Annotated in this window: 19 protein-coding genes; 9 read left to right on the plus strand and 10 right to left on the minus strand. The window is 64.1% G+C overall.

From position 1 onward, the window contains the following. Positions 1–33: 33 nt before the first annotated feature. The 3 genes from U9R80_RS11010 to U9R80_RS11020 all read left to right on the plus strand — a co-directional run bounded on the left by U9R80_RS11010 (position 34) and on the right by U9R80_RS11020 (position 2,205). Positions 34–648: a dihydrofolate reductase family protein gene (locus U9R80_RS11010; RefSeq protein ID WP_301839599.1), complete on the plus strand. Its 615-nt coding sequence runs from the start codon at positions 34–36 to the stop codon at positions 646–648. Between the two features lie 97 nt (positions 649–745). Further along, complete coding sequence (locus tag U9R80_RS11015) at positions 746–1,174, plus strand: TOBE domain-containing protein (RefSeq protein ID WP_301839598.1); 429 nt, start codon at positions 746–748, stop codon at positions 1,172–1,174. 218 nt (positions 1,175–1,392) lie between these two features. Next, the gene (locus tag U9R80_RS11020; protein WP_301839597.1) at positions 1,393–2,205 is read left to right on the plus strand and encodes a class I SAM-dependent methyltransferase; all 813 of its coding nucleotides are present in this window, start codon (positions 1,393–1,395) and stop codon (positions 2,203–2,205) included. Between the two features lie 65 nt (positions 2,206–2,270). On the opposite strand, the gene U9R80_RS11025 is transcribed toward U9R80_RS11020, so the two are convergent. From U9R80_RS11025 to U9R80_RS11045, 5 genes are all read right to left on the minus strand, one after another. Beyond that, positions 2,271–3,479 carry an MFS transporter gene (locus U9R80_RS11025; RefSeq protein WP_301839596.1) on the minus strand — a complete coding sequence of 403 codons (1,209 nt, stop codon included), beginning with the start codon at positions 3,477–3,479 and terminating at the stop codon, positions 2,271–2,273. Between the two features lie 73 nt (positions 3,480–3,552). Then, the gene (locus U9R80_RS11030; protein WP_301839595.1) at positions 3,553–4,599 is read right to left on the minus strand and encodes a heme-dependent oxidative N-demethylase family protein; all 1,047 of its coding nucleotides are present in this window, start codon (positions 4,597–4,599) and stop codon (positions 3,553–3,555) included. A 17-nt stretch (positions 4,600–4,616) separates the two neighbouring features. Further along, positions 4,617–5,582, minus strand: coding sequence for a PDR/VanB family oxidoreductase (locus U9R80_RS11035; RefSeq protein ID WP_301839594.1), 966 nt, complete (start codon positions 5,580–5,582; stop codon positions 4,617–4,619). Continuing rightward, a complete protein-coding gene (locus U9R80_RS11040; protein ID WP_301839593.1) occupies positions 5,579–6,184 on the minus strand; it encodes a dimethylamine monooxygenase subunit DmmA family protein in 606 nt (201 codons plus the stop codon). Before U9R80_RS11040 ends, U9R80_RS11035 begins: the two co-directional genes overlap by 4 nt. Before the next feature lie 237 nt (positions 6,185–6,421). Then, positions 6,422–7,846 (minus strand): gamma-aminobutyraldehyde dehydrogenase, encoded by a 1,425-nt coding sequence (locus tag U9R80_RS11045; RefSeq protein WP_301839592.1) that lies wholly within the window; start codon positions 7,844–7,846, stop codon positions 6,422–6,424. A 251-nt stretch (positions 7,847–8,097) separates the two neighbouring features. On the opposite strand from U9R80_RS11045, the gene U9R80_RS11050 reads away from it, so the two are divergent. Continuing rightward, positions 8,098–8,850: a FadR/GntR family transcriptional regulator gene (locus U9R80_RS11050; RefSeq protein ID WP_301839591.1), complete on the plus strand. Its 753-nt coding sequence runs from the start codon at positions 8,098–8,100 to the stop codon at positions 8,848–8,850. A 57-nt stretch (positions 8,851–8,907) separates the two neighbouring features. Continuing rightward, positions 8,908–9,657 (plus strand): PDC sensor domain-containing protein, encoded by a 750-nt coding sequence (locus U9R80_RS11055; RefSeq protein ID WP_301839590.1) that lies wholly within the window; start codon positions 8,908–8,910, stop codon positions 9,655–9,657. A 523-nt stretch (positions 9,658–10,180) separates the two neighbouring features. Here the strand turns inward: U9R80_RS11055 and U9R80_RS11060 are convergent. Continuing rightward, positions 10,181–10,627, minus strand: a complete 447-nt coding sequence (locus U9R80_RS11060; protein WP_301839589.1) for an NUDIX hydrolase — start codon at positions 10,625–10,627, stop codon at positions 10,181–10,183. A 111-nt stretch (positions 10,628–10,738) separates the two neighbouring features. Here U9R80_RS11060 and U9R80_RS11065 point away from each other — a divergent pair, with 111 nt between their 5' ends. From U9R80_RS11065 to U9R80_RS11080, 4 genes are all read left to right on the plus strand, one after another. Then, positions 10,739–11,404 (plus strand): ABC transporter ATP-binding protein, encoded by a 666-nt coding sequence (locus tag U9R80_RS11065; protein WP_301839588.1) that lies wholly within the window; start codon positions 10,739–10,741, stop codon positions 11,402–11,404. Next, on the plus strand, positions 11,404–13,866 hold the full coding sequence (locus U9R80_RS11070; RefSeq protein WP_301839587.1) for an ABC transporter permease: 2,463 nt from the start codon (positions 11,404–11,406) through the stop codon (positions 13,864–13,866). Before U9R80_RS11065 ends, U9R80_RS11070 begins: the two co-directional genes overlap by 1 nt. Next, a complete protein-coding gene (locus U9R80_RS11075) occupies positions 13,856–14,917 on the plus strand; it encodes a lipocalin-like domain-containing protein (RefSeq protein WP_301839586.1) in 1,062 nt (353 codons plus the stop codon). The genes U9R80_RS11070 and U9R80_RS11075 overlap by 11 nt, the downstream gene beginning before the upstream one ends. Positions 14,918–15,403: 486 nt before the next feature. Further along, the gene (locus U9R80_RS11080) at positions 15,404–15,832 is read left to right on the plus strand and encodes a glycine zipper domain-containing protein (RefSeq protein WP_301839585.1); all 429 of its coding nucleotides are present in this window, start codon (positions 15,404–15,406) and stop codon (positions 15,830–15,832) included. Positions 15,833–15,843: 11 nt separating this feature from the next. Here the strand turns inward: U9R80_RS11080 and U9R80_RS11085 are convergent, their stop codons facing one another. The 4 genes from U9R80_RS11085 to U9R80_RS11100 form a co-directional block, all read right to left on the minus strand. Next, positions 15,844–16,350 carry a GNAT family N-acetyltransferase gene (locus U9R80_RS11085; protein WP_301839584.1) on the minus strand — a complete coding sequence of 169 codons (507 nt, stop codon included), beginning with the start codon at positions 16,348–16,350 and terminating at the stop codon, positions 15,844–15,846. Then, complete coding sequence (locus U9R80_RS11090) at positions 16,341–16,721, minus strand: hypothetical protein (protein ID WP_301839583.1); 381 nt, start codon at positions 16,719–16,721, stop codon at positions 16,341–16,343. Before U9R80_RS11090 ends, U9R80_RS11085 begins: the two co-directional genes overlap by 10 nt. 12 nt (positions 16,722–16,733) lie before the next feature. After that, a complete protein-coding gene (locus U9R80_RS11095; protein WP_301839850.1) occupies positions 16,734–17,276 on the minus strand; it encodes an ATP-binding protein in 543 nt (180 codons plus the stop codon). An 80-nt stretch (positions 17,277–17,356) separates the two neighbouring features. Next, positions 17,357–17,947 carry an HD domain-containing protein gene (locus U9R80_RS11100; RefSeq protein ID WP_301839849.1) on the minus strand — a complete coding sequence of 197 codons (591 nt, stop codon included), beginning with the start codon at positions 17,945–17,947 and terminating at the stop codon, positions 17,357–17,359. Between the last annotated feature and the right edge of the window lie 55 nt (positions 17,948–18,002).

Raw genomic sequence — 18,002 nt, forward strand, 5'->3', positions numbered from 1 at the left:
TGCATCTGCACCCGTACGAATGAGGAGAACACCATGCGCAAGCTCACCGTTGCCGCGTTCACCAGCCTCGACAGTGTCATCCAGGGCCCGGGTGGGCCTGAAGAAGACACCAGCGGCGGATTCCGTTTTGGCGGCTGGATCGTGCCTTATGCAGATGCTGTGTTTGGCCAGGCCATCGACGCACTGTTCTCGCAGCCTTTCGAGTTGCTGCTGGGGCGGCGCACCTACGACATTTTCGCGGGGTACTGGCCGCACCAGACCGCGCCCGAGAATCAGTTCATCGCCACGTTGTTCAACCGCGTACCCAAGCACGTCGCCACCCATCATGCCGATACGCTGGAGTGGCACAACAGCCATGGACTGCAGGGCAACCTGGCCGAGGCGATCACTGCGCTCAAGCAACAGCCGGGCGACGACTTGTTGACCCAGGGCAGCGGCGACCTGGTACGCCAGCTGCTGGCGGCCGGGCTGGTGGATGAGCTGCGCCTGATGATCTTTCCCATCGTGCTGGGGCACGGCAAGCGCTTGTTCGATGACCACGCCCAACCGACAGCCTTTACCCTGGCAGACTCGATCTGCACGCCAGGCGGAGCGCTGATCACCCATTACGTGCGCAGTGGCGAGGTGCGTACTGGAACGTTCGACTGAACAAGGGAAGGGGAGGCGCTGTAGTTGAATCTATACTTCGCCGCGAGCGACTATGTGCGCGAAAACCTAACCCAAAAGTCAAGAAAAGGGATCGAAGATGAAAGTCAGCGCACGCAATGTATTCAAGGGAACCGTCAACAACGTGCAGCCGGGCGCTGTAAACGCGGAAATCGGCCTGACCTTGCCGGGGGGTGAGCAGCTCGTCGCCGTGGTGACCATGGAGAGCGTCAAGAACCTGGGCATTGCCGTGGGTAAAGAGGCGATTGCCTTGATCAAGGCGCCTTGGGTAATCCTGATGACCGAAGCCAGTGGCATCCGTCTCTCGGCACGCAATTGCCTGGAAGGCACGGTGGTGAATGTCAACGATGGGGCAATCAATGCTGAAGTGGTGCTCGCGCTGGCGGGTGGCACCAAGGTGCATGCCACCGTCACACGCGATGCGGTCGCAGAGCTGGGCCTGGCGCCGGGCGTCAAGGCGACGGCGGTCATCAAGGCTTCGCATATTGTGCTGGGCGTGGCGTCGTAACGGGCGGGGAGTGGAGGGGTATATTCGCTCAGGTTATAGGGATGTATCCAAGTGGTCTTGTGCGGCAGGCGCCAATGCTTGCCGGTTTGCGGGGTTAGCGTTTAGCTGGTCGGTGGCGTTGGCCCACGCCACCGCCTCGGCTTGATAACCCCAATAACAACACATGGCGCGTTGATCGACTCAGGGTGAGGCGCGCGCCGATGACCAAGGTGCACGTCATGAGCACACCCCTGGATTTGAATGCGTTGAAAACACGTCAGCAGGCTGCCTGGGCCAGCGGGGACTACGCCGTGATCGGCACAACCCTGCAGCTGGTTGGCGAACGCCTGGCCGAAGCCTGCGATTTGCGCTGGGATGAACAGGTGCTGGATGTCGCGGCCGGCAACGGCAATGCCACGCTGGCGGCGGCGCGCCGCGGCTGTCGGGTTTTATCGACGGACTACGTGCCCGAGTTGTTGAAACGAGGTGAAGAGCGCGCGCGGGCAGAACACCTGAGTGTCGAGTTCCAGGTGGCCGATGTCGAAGCCTTGCCGTTTGGCGATGGTGCGTTCGATGCGGTGGTGTCCACTTTTGGGGTGATGTTCGCCCCGGACCAGGCGCAAGCGGCGAAAGAGCTTGGCCGTGTCTGTCGCTCGGGCGGCCGGATTGGCCTGGCCAACTGGACGCCACAAGGCTTTGTCGGGCAGATGTTCAAGACCCTCGGGCGTCATGTGCCGCCCCCCGCCGGTGCGCAACCTCCGTCGCGCTGGGGTGACGAGGAACAGCTGCGCAGCCTGTTCGCCGATACCCTCGGCAAGATCACGGTGAGCCGCCAGCAATTCAACTTTCGCTATCGCTCGGCGGCCCATTTCATCGAGGTGTTCAGGACCTGGTATGGCCCGGTGCATAAAGCCTTTGCGTCATTGGACGCGGCCAACGCCAGTGCCCTGGAAACCGACCTGACCCAATTGCTGAACGATCACAACGTGGCAGGCGCTTCGTCACTGGTGGTGCCCAGCGAATACCTGGAAGTGGTGATCAGCCGGCGCTAGCAGGGCGATCCGAAACCTGTGTGGGAGCCGGCACGGCCGGCTCCCACCCTTGCTGCGCAAAGCCTTTAGAGCGCTACCGCGGGGGCCAGGGTGACCGACTCCCGGCGAATGCAACCCAGTGGGACGATCACCAGCAGCAGGGTCAGGATCACGGTCACGGCAATGCCCCACGCCGCCAGGGTGAAGCCACCCAGCGAGATCAGCCCGCCAGAGATGGCTGGGCCCACGGCCAGGCCCAGGCTCAGGAAGCTGCTGGCCGCAGCGACGACCCGACCCTCGCGGTCCAGGGCTGCAGCCAGGCCGGTCAGGTAGCTCAGGGCATAGAAGTAGGTAATGCAGATGGTCATTACACCGGCGGTGTACAAGGTCTTGGAGTGCTCGCCCAGCACATAGGCCAGGCTGGTGCCGCCAGTCAGCAGGATCGCCAGGATCACCGGGGTGCTCATGCCGAAGCGCTTGCCGATCATGGCCGCGATCAGCGGTCCGATCAGGCCGACGAACGACTGGAAGGACAGCAGCATGCCCAGTTCGTCGCCGCTGTAGCCGACCATGGTGCCGATGCGTTCGACGAACGCCCAGCCCATGGTGTCGCGGGCCTGGAACACGAACATCGCCAGCATCATGCAGATCGCCGGCAGGCTCAGCAGGATGTTGCCCGAGCCTTTACCGGCAGCGTGGGCCATCGGGCAGGGTTCGGCAACGGGTGCGCGTTGGGCCATCGCCGGGATAGCCAGCAGCATCACCGCCATGGTCGCGGCCATCGCGTAATACAGGCCCGACAAGCCGTACAGCGCCATGACCTTGGCGTAGCCGAGCATCACCACGATCATCAGCAGCACCGACAGCACGTTCATGTGCCCGGCAATGCGGTCCGGGTGCTTGGCGCTGGACACCGCGGCGTTGCCGCAGGCCAGGGCCAGGCCGGCGCCCAGGCCCGCCAGGCAGCGCACGGCGGCCAGGGTGTAGATATGTTCGATGTTGGCGCTGGCGATGTTGGCGGCAATGGCCAGCACGGTACCGGCCAGTGCCAGGGTACGCCGGGGCGCGCGGCCCATGAACGGCGCGATCAGCAACGAGGCCAGCATGGTGAAGCCGAATTCGGCCGACATCAGCAGCCCGGCCTGGGCTTCATTGAGTTGCAGGTCGTGGATGATGGCGCTGATCAGAAAAGGCAAGGCCCACAGGCCGAGCAAGCCGACTCCGTAGGCGGAACCGGCGGCGGAGAACACCAGACTCCAGCTCTCAGGCAGGAAGTTTCGTATTGTTGTTTTCATGAGGTGATCCGTGAGTGGCTAGGCACGTCGTGGTTAGAAGCGCGCCCCCAGGGCGCGCTCGCAGGGTGTTGTGTTACTGCTGGCTTTCATCGACCGGGGTGCCGTCGTCGTACTGCGACAGCCAGCTGACCATGGCATCGCGGTAGCGGGTAAAGCCCTTGTAGTCGACCAGCTCCTGGTCCAGGTCGCGGATGACCCGGTGCATGCGCTTGGCCCACTGCGGGGCGAACTCGGCCAGTTGCTTGAGGCTGACCAGGTAGGTGCGCACCGGGAACAGCACGGCGTTGCTGCGTGGCAGGCGGTGCAGCGGCTGCAGCTCGATGCGCAGGTTGACCAGGTCACCGGCGTTTTCCGGGGTGACGATGGTGCGCTCCGGTGCCCAGTCCGGCAGGGTCTCGGCCGATGTCTCAAGGCGTGGGTTGACGGTGATCGACCAGTTGGTGCGGCGCACCGGATGGCCAGGACGCAGGCGCAGCAGGAATTTCAGCGCCCGTTGCAGGATGCCCATTTCATGCAGTTTCGGTACCGGGCCGTGGAACTCCATGAAGCTCATGCCCAGGTTGAAACGCAGCGAGTAGTCCGCGCGCTGGGTGGCCATGCCGGCACCCATCACCAGGGTTTCGTCGCGCTCTTCGAGGAGGATGAACTCGCCCTGGGCCTGGCGGGTGATGTACTCCATCGGGTCCATCGGCAAGGTGGAGGGATCGCCGAAGGTGAAGGTGTCGTCGATCTGCAGCGGGCGGTTGATCCAGTGCCACTGGCTGCCGTTCTTCTCCAGGGTGAAGTGCTCGGGAAAATCGCGCGAGTACGACTCCATCAGCAGTTCGAGCAGGTCCCACTGGGCTTCCATCATGTGCGGCAGCGCGGCGTAGTGAACGCCCGGCGCACTGTCGAGGGTCTGGGCGCGGTGGTGGCACTCGGAGATGTAGTGCTCGTCGATGTCGAACTGCGCCCGCAGCGCGCCCAGGCCGAACGGTACATGGGGCTCGACGTTCATCGAGTACATGTACTGGTCTTCCGGGTAGGGGAAGGGCAGGCGCAGGATCGCCTCGCGGCTGTTGCTGTAGGTGTGGTCGCTGCCGGCGTCGGCGTAGGTTTCGATGGGCTTGAATGCGGTCATTTTATTGTTGTCCTGTTTCAGAGGTCTACGACCAGGCGGCTGCAGTTGGCGCGGGAGACGCACGGCATGAATTTGCGCTTGCTCAGCTTGTCGTCCTCGCTGAGCCAGTCATCGCGATGGTCGAGCTCGCCATCGACTTCCAGTACTTCGGTCTCGCAATAGCCACAGGCACCGCCCCGGCACAGGTACGGCACCTTGTAGCCGGCCTGTTCGGCGGCTTCGAGCAGCGATTGCTCGGCCGGCACCTCGATCGTTACGCCCTGGCGCGCAAGGGTGACGCTAAAGGGCTGGCCTGTGGAGCCTTGTTCGACGAAACGCTCGTAGTGGATATGGCTGTCGGTCCAGCCCAGGGCATGGGCGCTGTCGAGGGTGTCGTCGATCATGCTGTCCGGGCCGCAGACATAGACGTGGCTGCCCAGCGGACGACCGGCCAGTACGCTGCGGATATCCAGGCGCTGCTGGCCCTGTACGTAAAGGTGCACGCACTGGCCGTAGCGGGCCTGCAGTTCCAGGCCCAGGGCGGTGTGCTCAGGGCCGCGTACGGCCAGGTGCAGCTCGAAGGTGGACTGCTTGACGTGCAGCTCTTCCAGCTGCGAGTACACCGGGGTGATGCCGACGCCACCGGCGATGAACAAATGCTGGCGGGCGTGCTTGGCCAGCGGGAACAGGTTGGCCGGTTGCAGGATCTGCAGCAGGTCGCCTTCGCAAACCTTGTCGTGCATCAGGCGCGAGCCGCCACGGCCATCGCTGACGCGGCGCACGGCGATCTGGTAGGCGCTGGAGTCGTAGGGCGAGCTCATCAGCGAGTAGGCGTTGCGGTGGGTCTTGTCGCCGTCTTCCAGTACCACGACCACATGGCTGCCGCCGGAGAATGCAGGCAGGTGCTTGCCGTCGGGGTCGACCAGGGTGAAGCGCTTGATTTCAGGGGTCAGTTGCTCGATCCGGGCGACGCGCACGCTCAAGGTGCCGTTATGGGTATTCATGTGTCGAGCTCCTCGGCAGCTGGCAGTTCGCCTGGGACTTCGCCGTCGGCCTTGATGCCCTGGAACGCGGCCAGGCGACGGGAGTAGTGATCGCGCACCACCAGGTTGAGCTGGCAACCGGGGCAGGTGAACACGCGTTGGGTAACGTTTTCGGTGTAGGTGTCGCAGTGCGCGCACCAGACACGGCGCACCAGGGTGCCGCTGTGCTCGCGCAGCACTTCGTCGCGGTTCAGGTCGACGGCGTTGGCGGCCTGCATGGCGGTGCCGATGAAGCTTTCCGAACCACTGAGGTACAGGCGGGTACCCATGTGTGCATCACCCAGGCGTTCGCGCAGGGCGTCGATCAGGGCCTGGTTGCTGGCGAACACTTCCAGCCCGGCGGCGTCTGCATCTTGCAGGGCCTGCAAGTGGCTGTGGCCCGAGAACGACTCGGTGGAGTACAGCAGGGTGCTGTTGTGGCGCTGGGTCTCGGACATGTCCGCGAGCAGTCGCAGCATGGCCTCGCCGCCGCTGCCCTGGCCCGCGATCAGGTGGCGCAGGCCGCCTGTCATGGGTTGCAGCCGGTCGTAGACCGGGCGGCTCTTGATGCCGGTGATAAGCATGGTGGTACACCTCGTAAGCCGTTACCGCCGCTGTGCCGAACGGTAACAATGACGGCTGGTTTCAGACGCAGGCAGGGGTGAAAGCAGAACCCATGCCATATTGCCTATGGTTTTATATGTTTTATGTCGAGGGCCCATTTCGGGCGGTTTCATCAGGCGCTACTGTGCAATCGGTATTGCTGCCAATGCCTTGGCGTAGTGCGCGGCGCCCCGTTCAAGGGCGCCGCGCGCCGGGTTTCAATGCTTGAACATGACGTGGCGCACGCAGGTGTAGTCTTCGAGCCCGTACATGGACATGTCCTTGCCGTAGCCGGACTGCTTCATGCCGCCGTGGGGCATTTCGCTGATCAGCATGAAGTGGGTGTTTACCCAGGTGCAGCCGTACTGCAGGCGTGCCGCCAGGCGGTTGGCACGGCCGACATCGTTGGTCCAGACCGACGAGGCCAGGCCATAGTCCGAGTCGTTGGCATAGGCCAGGGCCTGGGCTTCGTCGGTGAAGGGGGTGATGCTGACCACCGGGCCGAACACTTCCCGCTGGACGATTTCGTCATCCTGGCGGGCGTCGGCCAGCACCGTCGGCTCAAAGAAGAAACCTGGCCCTTCGGCGCGCTTGCCACCGGTGATGACGCGGATGTGCGGCAGGGCCTTGGCGCGTTCGACGAAACCTTCCACGCGCGCCAGGTGATCGCGGGTGATCAGGGGGCCGAGTTCGGTCTGCGGATCGTCCTGCAGGCCCATGCGCAGGCTGCCCACGGCGTCGCCGAGCTTGCTGACAAAGGCATCGTAGACGCCTTGCTGTACATACAGGCGGCAGGCGGCGGTGCAATCCTGGCCGGCATTGTAGAAGCCGAAGGCGCGGATGCCTTCGACGGCGGCGTCGATATCGGCGTCATCGAAAATCAGCACCGGCGCCTTGCCGCCCAGTTCCATGTGCGTGCGTTTTACGCTGCTGGCGGTGCTGGAGATGATGCGTGAACCGGTGGCCACCGAGCCTGTGAGCGAGACCAGGCGCACCTTGGGGTGGTTGACCAGTGGCTCACCCACGCTTGGGCCGCGACCGAAGAGGATGTTGACCACACCGGCGGGGAACAGGTCGGCCATCATGTGCCCCAGCTCCAGTGCGGTGAGCGGGGTTTGCTCAGAGGGCTTGAGCACCACGCAGTTGCCGGCGGCCAGGGCAGGCGCGAGCTTCCAGGCGACCATCATCAGCGGGTAGTTCCAGGGGGCGATGGAGGCCACCACGCCCAGTGGGTCGCGGCGAATCATCGAGGTATGGCCCGGCAGGTACTCGCCGCCGGCAGAGCCGGACAGGCAGCGGCTGGCACCGGCGAAGAAGCGGAACACGTCGGCAATGGCCGGAATCTCGTCGTTCAGGGCGGCCAGGTAAGGCTTGCCGCAGTTCTGCGATTCCAGGCGGGCGAGGGTCTGCGCCTGGGCTTCGATGCGATCGGCCAGTTTGAGCAGCAGCTGCGCGCGCTCCTTGGGTGGCGTTTGTGACCATGCATCAAACGCCTGGTCGGCGGCTTGAACAGCGGCATCGACCTGTTCGCTGCTGGCTTCGGCGATGTTCACCAGCAACGACCCCTCGCTGGGGTTGTAGACGGCGTAGGGGCTGCCTTGGCCTTCGACCAGCTGGCCGTTGATCAGGAGTTTGGTTTGCATGGCGTATTCCTTGGTCGTTTTGTAATTGGAAAATCGCTGGGCAGGCTCAGCAGTGTCCGTGTTGGCCTGCTATACATATGAAACCATATCTTAAAGTTTGATGTTTGCCAACTGCCCTGAAAATGGCCATTCGTGCCAAAAAAAGGGCAATTAATCGGTATCGGACGACTGGCGGTTCGCTATAAGATGCAAAAATGAATCTTTTAGCCCGGCATGCGCCACGCCTGGCAACGGCTTGATAGGGAGAGGCAATGACTGCCCTGAATACTGCACGTAATACCGCCTTCATCCGGTTGCGCCAGGAAGGGCGTACCGATGAGGTGGCGCGAAGGTTGGTGGAGGCCATTGAACTGGGCCTGTTTGCCGAGGGGCAGCAGTTGCCGAGCGAGTCGGAGTTGGCTCTGCAGCTAGGGGTCGCCACGGTGACCTTGCGCGAAGCCCTGGTGGTGCTGCGCCAGCGCGGCCTGATCGAGACCCGGCGTGGCCGCAACGGCGGCAGTTTTGTCTGCGCGCCGGTGGAGTTGCCCGAAGCGTTGCTGCTGCAAAAGCTGCGTGACATGAGTGGCCCGGACCTGCGCGACCTGGGCGACGAGCAGACCGCAATTTCCGGTACGGCGGCGCGCCTGGCGGCCAAGCGCAGCTCGCCCGAGCAGCATGCGCGGATCGCCCAGCACATCGAGACCCTCAAGCAGGCCGGCTCGCGCCTGGCGCGCCACCGCGCCGATGCGCGCTTTCACATCGAAGTGGCGGCCGCGGCGCAATCCTTGCGCCTGACCCACACCGAGATGCGCCTGCAGTCCGAAGTGGGTGAGCTGTTGTGGCTTGAGGCGGCCGGTGGGGGCGAGGTAGCGGTGGTCGAACAGGAACACCGGGCCATCCACCAGGCCCTGGTTGCAGGCGATTCGGTGTTGGCCGGCGCCCTCGCCGAGGCCCATGTGAGTCGCGGCATCAAGCGCCTGATGAGCTTGCGCCTGGAGCTGCTGGCCGAAGCGGAAGTGGTCTGAACAGCATTGCGTTGCAGCGTCCATAAGAACAAAGCCGAACCTGCGTGAGGAAATGCCATGTTTGCCCTGAGCGATAACGACCCCCTGTTTGCCTGCGCTCAGCAGTTAGACAGCACCCTGGGGACCATCTTCAGTCAGGTCCGCCAGTTGGTGGAAGAAACCCGAAATCTGTGGGAGCGGATCCTGAGCGAGGGGCGCCAGCCCGCTGCCCGTGACCTGGCCTCGTTGCGCCCGGCCATCGACCAGCAACTGCTCGCCACCGGGGCCTTTGGCTGTGGCGGTGGGGTGATCGTCGAGCCCAACTGCCTGGCCGACCGGGAAATGCACCTGGAGTGGTGGTACCTGGCCGATGGCGGCAAGACCCTGCCGTTGCGCCCCAACTTCGACCGCCGCCGGGAGAACTTCTACGACTACACCGAAATGCCCTGGTACCGGCGGCCCCGCGATACCGGCAAGAGTGTGGTCGAGGGGCCCTACGTGGACCTCTACGGCACCAACATGTATGTGCTGACCTTCACCATGCCGATCCACGTGCAAGGGCGGTTCATTGGTGTGGCCGGGCTGGACCTGTCGTTGCACAACGTCGAGCGCTTGTTGGTGCGCAGCCTGATGCGCCTGGAGCATGAGGCGGTATTGGTGTCGGCCGACGGCCGGGTGATTGCGTCCAACACCGCCAACTGGATGGTCGGTGACCTGGCCCAGGCCCTGCTCAATACCTTGCCGGTCGACGGTGTTCGCCTGGCCCTGGCGGAGTCTGAGGCGGGGTGGTCGCTGGTACGCCTGCCAGCGTTGCGCAAGGTGGTTTGATCAGCGGCTACCCATTACGGGCCTGGCGTCCATGGAATGACGACCGCTGCGCGGTCGATCGCAGCCTCGTGCCTCGGCAGCGGCTACAACGTGCAGGCGAAACCCCTTAGCCGCTGGCGTCCATGGAATCACGACCGCGTTGCGGTCGATCGCAGCCTCGTTCCTCGGCAGCGGCTACAACGTGCAGGCGAAACCCCTTAGCCGCTGGCGTCCATGGAATCACGACCGCGTTGCGGTCGATCGCAGCCTCGTTCCTCGGCAGCGGCTACAACGGCAGGCCAAACCCCGTAGCCGCTGGCGTCCATGGAATGACGACCGCGTTGCGGTCGATCGCAGCCTCGTTCCTCGGCGGCGGCTACAACGGCAGGCCAAACCCCGTAGCCGCTGGCGTCCATGGAATGACGACCGCGTTGCGGTCGATCGCAGCCTCGTGCCTCGGCAGGGGCTACAACGGCAGGTCAAACCCCGTAGCCGCTGGCGACAGCCTGCGATCGGCCGCGCAGCGGCCGTGGTGCCGAGTACATCAGCGCAACACGGGCCGCAGCATCTCAATCAGCCCTTGCGGCCACACCGTCTGTTCAGTGCTACGCAGCTCCTCCACCGACCACCAGTGATGCTCGGCCATCACTTTCACTTCATGGGCGGTCCAGTCGGCACGCGACAGTGTCCGGTCTGCTACCTGCACGACAAAGTACTGCTCGACCGAGTACACCCACTCGCCACTGGGCAGCAGCATTTCAAACCGGCGTTCAGCAACCGGCTCGCCCACCGAGTCGACCTGGATGCCGGTCTCCTCGCGCAGTTCACGCAGTGCAGCCGCCTGAAAGGTTTCGCCTTCCTCAAGCCCGCCACCCGGCGTAGCCCAGTGTTCGCTGCCGGCCAGGGCATCGTCCGTGTGGACGAACTTGAACAGCAGCACCTGCTGTTCGGGGTTGATGACCAGCAATCGCGCCGATTTACGTTCACGCATTCAAAAAGTCTTCCCTGAGGTTTGTAAGGTACGCGGGGGCGCGTACTTTCGCTGCGTTCGACGGGCTTGGCAACTACGCTGTGAAGCACACCGGGTAAGGGGTGGCCGTAGATGCTGGTCGTCGAACAGTTGCGCAAATCGTTTATCACCGCCCAGGGTCCACTGGCAGTGCTGCAGGGCGTTGACCTGCAGCTGGCGCGCGGGAGCAGCCTGGCGCTGATGGGCGAGTCGGGCAGTGGCAAAAGCACCTTGCTGCACCTGGTGGCGGGCCTGGATCGGGCGGACAGCGGGCGCATCCTGATCGACCATCAACCGCTGGACAATCGCTCGGAGTCGGCACTGGCGCGCTGGCGCCGGGAAGGCATCGGGCTGGTGTTCCAGCAGTACAACCTGATCAGCAGCCTGGATGTGGCTGCCAATCTTGCGTTTCAGGCACGGCTGGCCGGCCGGCATGATCCGCAGTGGGTGGCGTACCTGGCCGGGCGCCTGGGCCTGCTGGACGTGCTGCAGCGTTACCCGGAGCAACTCTCGGGCGGCCAGCAACAGCGCGTTGCGATCGGCCGCGCATTGGCCGGGCGGCCCGCGCTGTTGTTGGCCGACGAACCCACCGGCAGCCTCGATGAGGCCAGCAGCGATGCGGTGTTGAGCCTGATGCTGCAGTTGGTCAGCGAGGTGGGCAGCAGCGTGTTGATGGTGACCCACAGTCACCGCCTGGCGGCGCACCTGCAGCAGCGCTGTGTTTTGCAGGCCGGTCGCGTGCAACCCGAGCCCCGCTGATGAGCACGTTGCCGATTGCCCTGCAGGCGCTGCTGAGCCATTGGCGGCGCCATCGCCTGCAGTGCTTCAGCATTCTGACCGGGTTGTGGCTGGCCACGGCACTGTGGACCGGTGTTCAGGCGCTGAACAGCCAGGCACGCAGTGACTATGCCCGCGCCAGCGCAGTGGTGGCGGGGCCGCTGCACGCGCAACTGGTACCGCGTGACGGCGAACGGTTCGACCAACCCCTCTACCTGCAACTGCGCCAGCTGGGCTGGCAGGCGTCGCCGGTACTGGAGGGGCGCTTGCGCTTTGCCGGCGAGCCGCCGCGCAGTGTGCGCGTGCTGGGTATCGAGCCGCTGAGTTTGCCAGCGGCAACGGCGGTTGCCGGCGCGCGCCCGGAGGACTTCGACTTGCAGGCGTTCATCGGCACGCCCGGGCAGGCCTGGATCGGTCCGGATACCTTGGCGCAACTGGGCATGAGCGCCGCCGATCCTGCGGTCAGCAGCGAAGGGCAGGCGTTGCCCCCCTTCGTCCTCATGCCGCAACTGGCGCCGGGGGTGATCGTGATGGATATCGGTCATGCCCAGGTGTTGCTGCAGGCACCGGGGCAGTTGTCGCGGTTGCTGCTGGCGGGACAGCCTGGGCCTTTGCCTGCCGCCATCAGCGCACGTCTTGAACTGCAACCGCCCGGCGATGACGGAGGCCTGCAGCGGCTGACCGACAGCTTCCACCTCAACCTCACCGCCCTTGGCCTGCTGGCCTTTGTCGTCGGGTTGTTTATCGCCCATGCCGCCATCGGCCTGGCCCTTGAGCAACGGCGTGGCCTGATCCGCACGCTGCGTGCCTGTGGCATCAGCTTGCCCATCGTGCTGGCCGGGCTTGCGCTGGAGTTGGGGGTGTTCGCGGTGTTGGGCGGTCTGGCCGGTGTGGCCAGCGGCTATGCACTGGCAGCGATGCTGTTGCCCGACGTGGCTGCCAGCCTGCGCGGCTTGTATGGCGCCCAGGTCGCCGGGCAGTTGAGCCTGCCGGCCTGGTGGTGGTTGGCGGGGGTGGTCGTGAGTGTGCTGGGGGCGCTGCTGGCTGGCGTCAGCAGTGTGCTGCGCGCGGCCCGCTTGCCGTTGCTGGCCCTGGCGCAGCCTCAGGCCTGGCGCCTGGCGCAAGGCCCCTGGCTGAAGCGCCAGGCGCTGGCGGCGGGGCTTTTGTTGGTGGTGGTGCTTGGCTGTTGGCAATTGGGCAACAGCCTGCTCAGCGCCTTTGTCCTGCTGGCGGCACTGTTGCTGGCGTCGGCGCTGTTGTTGCCTGCCGTGCTCGACGCTGCGCTGGCCTGGCTGGCGCCCGCGTGCCGGCGGCCCTTGAGCCAGTGGTTCATCGCTGACAGCCGGCAGCAACTGCCGGCGCTGAGCCTGGCGCTGATGGCCTTGCTGCTCGCCCTGGCCGCCAGTGTGGGCGTGGGCAGCATGACCGAAGGCTTTCGCAAGACCTTCGTGGGCTGGCTTGACCAACGCTTGTCTGCCGACCTGTACATCACACCCAAGGACACCGCCCAGGCCCTTGAGGTGCGTGACTGGCTCGAACAGCAACCGCAGGTCAGTGCCGTGCTGCCAAGCTGGCGGGTCGAGTTGCACCTGCAGCAGTGGCCGGTGCAGGTCCAGGGCATCATCGCCCATCCCGGCTATCGCACGCGCTGGCCATTGCTGGAGCAAAGCCCGGACGCCTGGACGCAACTGGCAAGCGGTCGGGCGCTGATGCTCAGCGAACAGTTGGCCCGGCGCCTGGGGGTGAAGCTGGGCGATGCCCTGGAGCTGCCTGCAGGTTCCGGGCAGGCCATGACGGTGGTCGGGGTGTATGCCGACTATGGCAACCCCAAGGGGCATGTGCTGGTCAATGCCGATTGGCTGCGCAGGCACTGGCCACACGCGGCCTTGACCGGCGTGAGCCTGGACCTGGCACCCGGGCAACTGCCGGCGCTCAAGACGGCGCTGCAGCAGCGCTTTGCCCTGGACGACAGCCGCGTTGTCGAGCAGTCGCGCTTGAAGCGCTGGTCGACCGACGTCTTCAACCGCACCTTTGCCGCCACCGCCGCCCTCAACAGCCTGACGCTCGGGGTGGCCGGCATCGCCTTGTTCATCAGCCTGCTGACCCTGGGCCAGAGCCGCCTGGGCCAACTGGCGCCGCTCTGGGCGCTGGGCGTGCAGCGCCGGCAACTGGTGTGGTTGAGCCTTGGCCAGACCATGATGCTCAGCAGCCTGACCGTGCTGTTGGCGATCCCCCTGGGCTTGCTGCTGGCCTGGTGCCTGGTGGCCGTGGTGAACGTGCAGGCGTTTGGCTGGCGCTTGCCGTTGTACGTGTTTCCCGGCCAGTTGTTGCAGCTGGCGTTGCTTGGCGTGTTGACCAGCCTGCTGGCCAGCGCCTGGCCGTTGTGGCAGCTAAAGCAGCGTCAACCGGGCGAGCTATTGAGGCAGTTTGCCGATGAAGCGTGAAGCGTGGGTGATGATGTTCCTGCTGCTGGGCGGGTGTGATCAGCCTGCGCCCGCGCCCAAGGGCTATGCCGGGCTGGGGCAGGACGCGGCTGCATTCAGGCAGGTGATCCGTGACCATGCGCTGGTGTTTCCCCGTGACCACGGTGCCCACGATGGCTTTCGCATCGAGTGGTGGTACATCACCGCCAACCTCAAGGATGCACAAGGGCACGACTGGGGCGCGCAGTGGACCTTGTTCCGCTCGGCCTTGCGCCCGGGGCCGGAGATTGCAGGCTGGAACAGCCCGAACCTGTGGATGGGCCATGCGGCCCTGACCGGGCCGGGAGGCCATCAGTCTGCTGAAACCCTGGCACGGGGTGGCATCGGCCAGGCTGGTGTCGAGGCCCGGCCATTTCGGGCGTGGATCAATGACTGGTCGCTACACGGCAGCGATGACCTGGGGCAGTTGCAGATGCATGCACGCGGCCAGGGCTTTGCCTACCGCCTGGACCTGGTCAGCACGGGCCCGCTGGTGCTGCACGGCGCACAGGGCTACAGCGAAAAATCCGGCAAGGGGCAGGCTTCGTACTATTACAGCCAGCCGTTCTACCGCGTCAGTGGCGAGGTGGAGCGCGACGGTCGGCGTGTCGCGGTCACAGGCCGTGCCTGGCTGGACCGCGAATGGAGCAGTCAACCACTGGCGGCCGGGCAATCGGGGTGGGACTGGTTTTCCCTGCACCTGGCCAGCGGTGCCAAGCTGATGTTGTTCCAGGTGCGTGAACAACAGGGCAAGCCTTACCGCGCAGGCACTTGGGTCAGCGCCGAGGGGCAGGCGCAGGCACTGCAAGGTGAACAGATCCAGCTTGAAGCGCTGCGCTGGACGCCGCAGGAAAACGGCAAGCAAGTACCGACGCGCTGGCGGGTGCGGGTGCCGGGGCAGGGCGTGGATGTAGAGGTTGAGGCGGTGGAGCCCAACGCCTGGATGCACACCCGCTTTGCGTACTGGGAAGGGCCGGTGCGATTGAAGGGGAGCGAAGGGGGGAGTGGCTACCTGGAAATGACCGGGTATTAGGGGTTGCGTCGTAGAAAAAAATCGCGCCCGTAGCCGCAGGCAGGTCCATCCCGCCGACTGGACCGGTAGGAGCGGGCTTGCCTCGCGATCAATCGTTCAGGCGACAGCCATTTTGCTGGCTGTACCGGCCTCTCGCGGGGCAAGCCCGCTCCTACCCTGAGGTGGCGACTGGCACAGAACCACGACCGCTGCGCGGCCGATCGCAGCCTGGCGGCAGCGGCTACGACGGGTGCTCTGGCAGGTTCAACCTGGACCGGTAGGAGCGGGCTTGCCCCGCGATCATTCGTTCAGACGACAGCATTTTTCTAGCTGTACCGGCCGCTCGCGGGGCAAGCCCGCTCCTACCTGATTCAGTCGCATAAGCGATAGACGGTGGCATTACTCGCCCATCCATTGACCTGTATTCATGAACAGCCGGATCTGCGTTGACCCGGCTGTTTTGCATCCAACAGACTTTCACCTTCGATGAATCCGGAGGTGAGTACGATGCGTAGAACATTCCCCTTATTTGCAGTCATCCTGCTGGCATCGCCGTACGCCATCGCGTCGGAAGTCACCACCACTGCTATCGGTGGCGGTGTCGGCGGGGCGTTGGGTAGCGTGGTGGGGCAGGCGGTCGGCGGCAGTACGGGTGCCGCCATCGGCGCTGGGCTCGGCGGTGCGGCGGGCGGTGCCATGACGGCCAAGGATGGCAAGAAAACCGAAACAGCCCTGGGGGGCGGCCTCGGTGCGGCCGGCGGGCAGGTGATTGGCAACAGCGTAGGCGGCTCGACCGGCGGCGCCATCGGTGCTGGCCTGGGCGGTGCGGCAGGCAGTGCGGTCGGTAACAACCTGGCCGATGACAACGATCACCACCACAACAACCAACACAAGGGCCATTCCCGGCACAAGCATAAACACAAGCATCACGACTGAAGCCGCAGCCCTCACGCAGTGGCTTCAAAGGCCTCGTGGTACGTCACGGCACCTGTCGGCACGTCGCCGCCAAACGACAGCGCCTGGAAGTACTCGGGCGGTACGCCGTCCAGCGTGAGGCCAGGGTGGGTTTGAAAGCCGAAGCGGCCATAGTAGCCAGGATCGCCCAGGACCACGCAGCCGGCAGCGCCGAGCTGCTGCAGCTGCGCCAATGCAGCCTTCATCAACGCCGAGCCGATGCCTTGCCCCTGGCGCTCCGGCCATACGCTGATCGGCCCAAGGCCATACCAGCCCGTGATGCCGGTGCTGAGGGTGACCGGGGAAACGGCAACATGGCCGATGATCGCGTCATTTTCTTCCGCTACCAGGGAGACGGTCAGTTGGCCGGCGCGCCGCAGTGCCGTGACGATGAAGTGCTCGGTGTGGCTTGAATGCACCTCGTTGCGAAAGGCGGCTTCGGTCAGGCGGCTGATGGTGTCGATGTCGTCGGCGTGTTCAGTGCGGATGTTCATGTGCATACGGGTTCCTGTGCAAATTCTATGTAGCTCGACTCCCCACCCCCGGTCGCACCCGACAACCAGCCCCAGACAAAGCTCAGTGTGGTCCGGCCCAGGTGATCGACCCCCACGCTGCCACGGGACCAGCCGGCCAGCATCTCTCCTTCTGTTGTCAGGCATTGAAACAGCAGCTCGATGGAGTCGGGGCCTGTCACGCGGCCGATTTGAGTGCCGCTGCGGATCCGGCCGCCCTGGTAGGTACTGAAGATCGCATCGCCCTCGACCTGATAATGAAACACAGTGCCTGCGCCGGATAATCCGCTGGCGTTGTTCGCTACCGTGAATCGGCGATTGTTCAAGCGTTCAGTGATGGGGGAGAGCGGGGATTGCATGAATGTCGCCTCCTAGCGCGAAGCGTGCGGCAGCGCCTGGATGACCTCAGCCGCCATCGTTTCAGTGCTGTTTACCCCGTCAATCTTTAAAACCGCAGACGTTTGCGCTGATAGCCACCGTTCGTGCCAGGCCCGGTTGCGGCCTGAAAAATTCGGGTCATCGTACTGCGAGGCCCACTCTCTGAAGGCCACGTGAATCTCATGCATGTCACCACCGGGCGCGATGCGGTCGCCGAAGCGTGCCTTTTCACGTGCGGCCAGCCGTTCAAGGCGAACGGGTGTTGGTGTGACCACGAACACCGTCAGATCGGCTTGAGCAATCAGGGCATCCCCCCACACCATGCAGGACCCGGTCAGCACCCAACCGTCCTCACCCAGTGCTTGCTGGATCAACGGCACGCGTTCGCTGACAGGACGCTTGGTGGTGAAAGGAGGGTCTGTGGGCATCCAGAAAAAGTCATCGACGTCGGCATGTCGCACACCGAGCTGTGAGGCGAGGTTCTGGCCCAAAGTGGTCACGCCCGCGCAGGATGCGCCTGTAATGTAAATCCGCAATTGATCCTCCATGAATACACGCCGGGTTTCGGGGGCAGCAAGATAGCTCATGACCGTCTGGGGATCACCTTTTACTCCACTCATCCATTCTCTGAGTCCAGGCCGACCTGGGAGATTTTTTCTTGGGTGTCCTGGTCAATGAGGTTGCGAAGTGCCTCAAACAGAGGGTCGCTGTCGGTGTATTGCTTGCCGTAGGCCAAATTGAACTGGTAATCGAAGTCGGGCGGATTCTTGCCCTGGTTATGCTGAAGGATGGTCTCCAGCTTGTCGAGCGCCTTGACTGCTTTTGCCTCGGGAGAACGTGCATGTTCGTAGTCATCCCAGAGCGTCACTATCTCCGTTTTCAGTGGCTCATCCAGTGCATGAGTCAGGAGAAGGAGATCGTTTCTCTCTTGCTCGCTCTTGTTGGGGAACGACGCTTTGTCGACGGCGGGAATGTCACCATTGATGGCTTCCCCCAAGTCATGAATGACGCACATTTTGAGCACTTTCAGCACATCGAGACTGGCCAGTTGATCTGCAAAAACAATGGCCATCAGGCAAAGGCGCCAGCTGTGTTCCGCTGTGCTTTCGGTGCGTCCGCAAGAGGTGTGTGCGCTTCTGAGCACGTCCTTGAGTTTTTCCGCCTCGCGCAAGAATTCGAGGCGCCCTTTGATTTTCTCGATGTCCATAATCCACCCGGATAGATTCAACTGACTGCTGTTGCGGCAGGTAGTCTCGATTGTG

It is taken from the genome of Pseudomonas sp. JQ170C, from assembly GCF_035581345.1.
Taxonomy (GTDB): domain Bacteria; phylum Pseudomonadota; class Gammaproteobacteria; order Pseudomonadales; family Pseudomonadaceae; genus Aquipseudomonas.

Excerpts from the sequence above, each read along its gene's own strand:
- U9R80_RS11010 (WP_301839599.1), top strand. The coding sequence starts at position 34 with ATGCGCAAGCTCACCGTTGCCGCGTTCACCAGCCTCGACAGTGTCATC.
- U9R80_RS11015 (WP_301839598.1), top strand. The coding sequence starts at position 746 with ATGAAAGTCAGCGCACGCAATGTATTCAAGGGAACCGTCAACAACGTG.
- U9R80_RS11020 (WP_301839597.1), top strand. The coding sequence starts at position 1,393 with ATGAGCACACCCCTGGATTTGAATGCGTTGAAAACACGTCAGCAGGCT.
- U9R80_RS11025 (WP_301839596.1), bottom strand. The coding sequence starts at position 3,479 with ATGAAAACAACAATACGAAACTTCCTGCCTGAGAGCTGGAGTCTGGTG.
- U9R80_RS11030 (WP_301839595.1), bottom strand. The coding sequence starts at position 4,599 with ATGACCGCATTCAAGCCCATCGAAACCTACGCCGACGCCGGCAGCGAC.
- U9R80_RS11035 (WP_301839594.1), bottom strand. The coding sequence starts at position 5,582 with ATGAATACCCATAACGGCACCTTGAGCGTGCGCGTCGCCCGGATCGAG.
- U9R80_RS11040 (WP_301839593.1), bottom strand. The coding sequence starts at position 6,184 with ATGCTTATCACCGGCATCAAGAGCCGCCCGGTCTACGACCGGCTGCAA.
- U9R80_RS11045 (WP_301839592.1), bottom strand. The coding sequence starts at position 7,846 with ATGCAAACCAAACTCCTGATCAACGGCCAGCTGGTCGAAGGCCAAGGC.
- U9R80_RS11050 (WP_301839591.1), top strand. The coding sequence starts at position 8,098 with ATGACTGCCCTGAATACTGCACGTAATACCGCCTTCATCCGGTTGCGC.
- U9R80_RS11055 (WP_301839590.1), top strand. The coding sequence starts at position 8,908 with ATGTTTGCCCTGAGCGATAACGACCCCCTGTTTGCCTGCGCTCAGCAG.
- U9R80_RS11060 (WP_301839589.1), bottom strand. The coding sequence starts at position 10,627 with ATGCGTGAACGTAAATCGGCGCGATTGCTGGTCATCAACCCCGAACAG.
- U9R80_RS11065 (WP_301839588.1), top strand. The coding sequence starts at position 10,739 with ATGCTGGTCGTCGAACAGTTGCGCAAATCGTTTATCACCGCCCAGGGT.
- U9R80_RS11070 (WP_301839587.1), top strand. The coding sequence starts at position 11,404 with ATGAGCACGTTGCCGATTGCCCTGCAGGCGCTGCTGAGCCATTGGCGG.
- U9R80_RS11075 (WP_301839586.1), top strand. The coding sequence starts at position 13,856 with ATGAAGCGTGAAGCGTGGGTGATGATGTTCCTGCTGCTGGGCGGGTGT.
- U9R80_RS11080 (WP_301839585.1), top strand. The coding sequence starts at position 15,404 with ATGCGTAGAACATTCCCCTTATTTGCAGTCATCCTGCTGGCATCGCCG.
- U9R80_RS11085 (WP_301839584.1), bottom strand. The coding sequence starts at position 16,350 with ATGCACATGAACATCCGCACTGAACACGCCGACGACATCGACACCATC.
- U9R80_RS11090 (WP_301839583.1), bottom strand. The coding sequence starts at position 16,721 with ATGCAATCCCCGCTCTCCCCCATCACTGAACGCTTGAACAATCGCCGA.
- U9R80_RS11100 (WP_301839849.1), bottom strand. The coding sequence starts at position 17,947 with ATGGACATCGAGAAAATCAAAGGGCGCCTCGAATTCTTGCGCGAGGCG.